The sequence below is a fragment of the Rhodoferax sp. genome, assembly GCF_018063565.1.
Classification (GTDB): Bacteria; Pseudomonadota; Gammaproteobacteria; order Burkholderiales; family Burkholderiaceae_C; genus Rhodoferax.
The window spans coordinates 1-3,650 of record NZ_JAGPBB010000169.1; the positions used below are offsets into that span (position 1 = coordinate 1).

6 protein-coding genes and 1 pseudogene are annotated in these 3,650 nt (G+C 58.2%); 3 read left to right on the forward strand and 4 right to left on the reverse strand.

Annotated features, from left to right (window positions below; genetic code table 11):
• From KBF66_RS19100 to KBF66_RS19110, 3 genes are all read left to right on the forward strand, one after another.
• A partial coding sequence (locus tag KBF66_RS19100) for a bifunctional ornithine acetyltransferase/N-acetylglutamate synthase (RefSeq protein ID WP_296661291.1) occupies nt 1-461 on the forward strand: 461 nt, incomplete at its 5' end.
• Nucleotides 458-1,336: an ATP-binding protein gene (locus KBF66_RS19105; protein ID WP_296661293.1), complete on the forward strand. Its 879-nt coding sequence runs from the start codon at nt 458-460 to the stop codon at nt 1,334-1,336. The genes KBF66_RS19100 and KBF66_RS19105, both read left to right, overlap by 4 nt.
• A 2-nt stretch (nt 1,337-1,338) precedes the next feature.
• Complete coding sequence (locus KBF66_RS19110) at nt 1,339-1,824, forward strand: NUDIX domain-containing protein (protein ID WP_296661294.1); 486 nt, start codon at nt 1,339-1,341, stop codon at nt 1,822-1,824.
• Between the two features lie 29 nt (nt 1,825-1,853).
• On the opposite strand, the gene KBF66_RS19115 is transcribed toward KBF66_RS19110, so the two are convergent.
• The 4 genes and pseudogenes from KBF66_RS19115 to KBF66_RS19130 form a co-directional block, all read right to left on the reverse strand.
• Nucleotides 1,854-2,069, reverse strand: a complete 216-nt coding sequence (locus tag KBF66_RS19115) for a DNA gyrase inhibitor YacG (RefSeq protein ID WP_296661296.1) — start codon at nt 2,067-2,069, stop codon at nt 1,854-1,856.
• On the reverse strand, nt 2,066-2,821 hold the full coding sequence (gene zapD / locus KBF66_RS19120) for a cell division protein ZapD (protein WP_296661297.1): 756 nt from the start codon (nt 2,819-2,821) through the stop codon (nt 2,066-2,068). The genes KBF66_RS19115 and zapD overlap by 4 nt, the downstream gene beginning before the upstream one ends.
• 30 nt (nt 2,822-2,851) lie before the next feature.
• Entirely contained in the window at nt 2,852-3,460 is a 609-nt protein-coding gene (gene coaE / locus KBF66_RS19125) for a dephospho-CoA kinase (RefSeq protein ID WP_296661298.1), read from the reverse strand.
• Between the two features lie 3 nt (nt 3,461-3,463).
• Nucleotides 3,464-3,650, reverse strand: a pseudogene (locus tag KBF66_RS19130) (prepilin peptidase); the annotation flags it as partial.

Below are 3,650 nucleotides of genomic sequence, written 5' to 3' on the forward strand. Positions count from 1 at the left end.
GGCTGGCGCTGCGTGCGGCGATGCTGGAGGTCGCAAGAAAACTGGCGCAAGCCATTGTCCGGGATGGTGAAGGGGCTACAAAATTTATCACCATACGGGTCGACGGTGGTCACAACGCGGCCGAGTGTCGTCAAGTGGCGTATGCCATCGCCCATTCACCCCTGGTGAAAACTGCTTTTTTTGCAAGCGATCCAAACCTTGGCCGAATTCTGGCTGCTGTCGGTTACGCAGGCATTGCAGATCTTGACCAGGCCCGCATCGATTTGTACCTCGACGATGTGCTGGTGGCCCGTCAGGGAGGGCGCAACCCGGATTACCGCGAAGAAGATGGCCAGCGGGTGATGCGACAAAGCGAGATTGCCGTGCGCGTGGTACTTGGCCGCGGTAACGCGTCCGATACGGTGTGGACCTGTGATCTCAGCCACGAATACGTCACGATTAATGCCGACTATCGGTCATGAACGCGGCGTTTGAGCATTTGCTGCAACGCGCCGAGCAGCTGATGCACAGGCTTGAGGCCACGCTGCCTCAAGCATTGAGCCAGCCCGACTGGTCCGCTTCAAGCGCTTACCGTTATCGAAAACGTAGCGCTGGACGCAGCAGTCTGGAGCCAGTACGACACATTGGTGCCATGCGATTGGCGGACCTGAAAGAAATCGATGGGCAGAAGGACAAGATCCAGCGAAACACACTGCAGTTTGTCCGTGGTCAGCTGGCCAACAACGTCTTGTTGACCGGCGCGCGTGGAACCGGCAAGTCGTCGCTGATACGTGCCTGCCTCAACGAATATGCCGCGCGAGGCCTGCGTTTGATCGAGGTGGACAAGGCCGACCTGACCGATTTGCCCGACATCGTTGATCTTGTCAGTGAGCGGTCTGAAAAGTTCATTGTCTTCTGCGACGACCTGAGTTTTGAGGACGGTGAGCCAGGCTACAAGGCGCTGAAGTCGATTCTTGATGGCTCGGTGGCTGCCACCACCCCGAATGTTCTGATTTACGCCACCAGCAACCGCCGTCACCTGCTGCCGGAGTACATGAAGGAAAATTTGACCTTCACCCATTCGGATGACGGTGAAGTTCATCCGGGCGAAGTGATCGAAGAAAAAATATCGCTCTCTGAGCGGTTTGGCCTCTGGGTCAGTTTTTATCCTTTCTCCCAGGACGAGTACCTCGCAATTGTTGCCCAGTGGCTCGGTGCTTTTGGTGTCGGCAGTACGGCAATAGAGTTGGCCCGGCCTCAGGCACTGGTGTGGGCACTTGAGCGCGGCTCGCGCAGTGGACGTGTCGCTTACCAGTTTGCCCGCGACTACGCCGGGCAGCATGCGCTTGGGGCCTGACCGTGACGCGTCAGCCGCTGATTGCTGATGGGCAGGTCACCCGCAGTGGCGGACCTGATCGGAAAGTGGTGGATGTGGCCGTTGGGGTTTTGATACGGCCTGACGGCGACTTTTTATTGACCTCCCGGCCTCAGGGCAAGGTGTATGCCGGCTATTGGGAGTTTCCCGGTGGCAAACTTGAACCGGGAGAGTCCGTCGAAGCGGCCCTGAGGCGTGAACTGCAGGAGGAACTGGGCATTGAGATCGGTGCCGTTGAGCGTTGGCACGAAGAACTGGTTGATTACCCACATGCCTTGGTCAAACTGCATTTCTGCAAGGTGTACCACTGGGCGGGTGAGTTGCAAATGCGCGAGTCGCAGACCTATGCCTGGCAAAACTTGCCGGTATCTGTCGATCCGGTCCTGCCGGGAACAGTGCCGGTCTTGCAGTGGTTGGCACAAGAGTGCTGTTTTTCAGGAGCTACATATATAGAAGCTACAAACCGTTGAGCATATTGCGCTAGAGGGTGTTTTTATGCTCAATGAATGCTTGATTGTGTCGATGGATCAGCGGGCGAAGCGTCTGCGGCCACGACAAACTGCTCACTCGCCCAAGCACCCAGATCGGCCTGCTTGCAGCGCTCCGAACAAAATGGACGATGCAGGTTGGCGGGTGCATAAAGACTCGGGCCGGCACAATTGGGGCAACGGACCCAACGCTCGCCTGATAAGAAATCGCTTGTGGTCATGGTCATGAGCAAAGTGCCAATTCAAAAGCCACGTCCTCGTTCACCGCCTGTATCCGGTGGTCGTCACCCTGGCGCATCAAACGCACGGACACCATCAGGCGGTTACCACTGATCTCCGGTATCAGCTGTTGTGATACCTCCAGCGCCAGACGAACCAGCAAAAACGTCCGGCCCGATGGCAGGTTTTGCTGAAACTGCCCACCGACTGCCATGACTTTTTGCGGCGTACCGGAGTCTCGCAGAAGTTTCAGCAGCAGGTGCACCGCATCTGCCAGCGGGCTCAATGTGCCGATCCACTGGTTCAGGTCGGCCTGGCGGCTGACTCCGGTCTTGTGTTGCCAGGCATAGTAAGAGGGCAGATCAAACTCGCAGGTACCCCCAGGAATACAGATGCGACTGCGGATACTCATCAACCAGTCGTTTTCAGTCAGCGACTGCCCGGCTTTGCCTGCCTGGTGGTTCAGTGCTTCAAAACATGCGTCTAGCTCACCGACGACCTGATCCAGCACCGATTCCGCAATCGCCGGATTGCCTCGGTAGCCATCAAGGACATGGCGCTGTTTGTCCAGGTCTTTCAGCACATCGGATTTGAGGTCTGCCCGGGCGGCCACATCCATGATCTCAAACAGGGTGGCAAGCGCGAAATGATGGTCAAGGTCATCGATCCGCGAGGCCAACTGATGCAGACGTATTGACAGATGTTCCAGCCGCAAATAGGTGCGGATGCGTTCGTGCAGAGGGTATTCGTAGAGGATCACGCTAATGTCGGGGTCAAATGGGTAGGGTAATCATAGCCCGAAGCCGGGTGCCAGCGCCCGCACCCTGGCGTCCAATGCCTCAAACGTGATGCCGTCATTGAGTATCACCGCATCTGCAATGGCCAGGCGTTCAGACCGGCTGGCTTGGGCGGCAATGATCGCTTCGATGGCGGGGCGACTCAGGCCGCTGCGCGTCTGCACCCGGCTGATTTGTGTCTCGGCGCTACAGTCAATCACCAGAACTTTGTCCACGCGCTGGCGCCAGAAGGCAGACTCCACCAGCAGGGGCACATCAAACACCAGGCACGGCACACCGGCCGCCTCCGATTCGCTCGCCAGACGCCAGATCTCCTGCTGAACCAGAGGGTGGATGATCGCCTCCAGTCGGCGACGGGCGTCGGGATCCTCGTAAACCAGTGCGCGCATCCGGCCTCGATCCATTGCGCCATCACTGGCTATGAACTCCTGGCCAAAGCCCTGTCGTACGGGCTCGATGGCCAAACCACCGGGTGCTGTGACCGTCCGCGAAATGGCGTCGGCATCCAGCACTTTGGCCCCCAGGTTTGCCAAAAGCGCAGCAACAGTGCTTTTGCCACTGCCAATACCGCCAGTCAGGCCAAGCTTGAAGGCACGCGACACCGTCTACAGCCCCACTGCCTGAAGTAATGCCTGGGGCCCGGTCACCATCACGGTCAACCCGGCACCTGCCAGAAATGGGCCAAAGGGCACGTAGCCTCCTTCGCGCAAACCACTCGAAAACTTCATGGCGATTCCGACCACGGCTCCGATGACCGAGGCCATCAGAATGATGGGTACCAGCGCCTGCCAT

Excerpts from the sequence above, each read along its gene's own strand:
- KBF66_RS19105 (WP_296661293.1), top strand. The coding sequence starts at position 458 with ATGAACGCGGCGTTTGAGCATTTGCTGCAACGCGCCGAGCAGCTGATG.
- KBF66_RS19115 (WP_296661296.1), bottom strand. The coding sequence starts at position 2,069 with ATGACCATGACCACAAGCGATTTCTTATCAGGCGAGCGTTGGGTCCGT.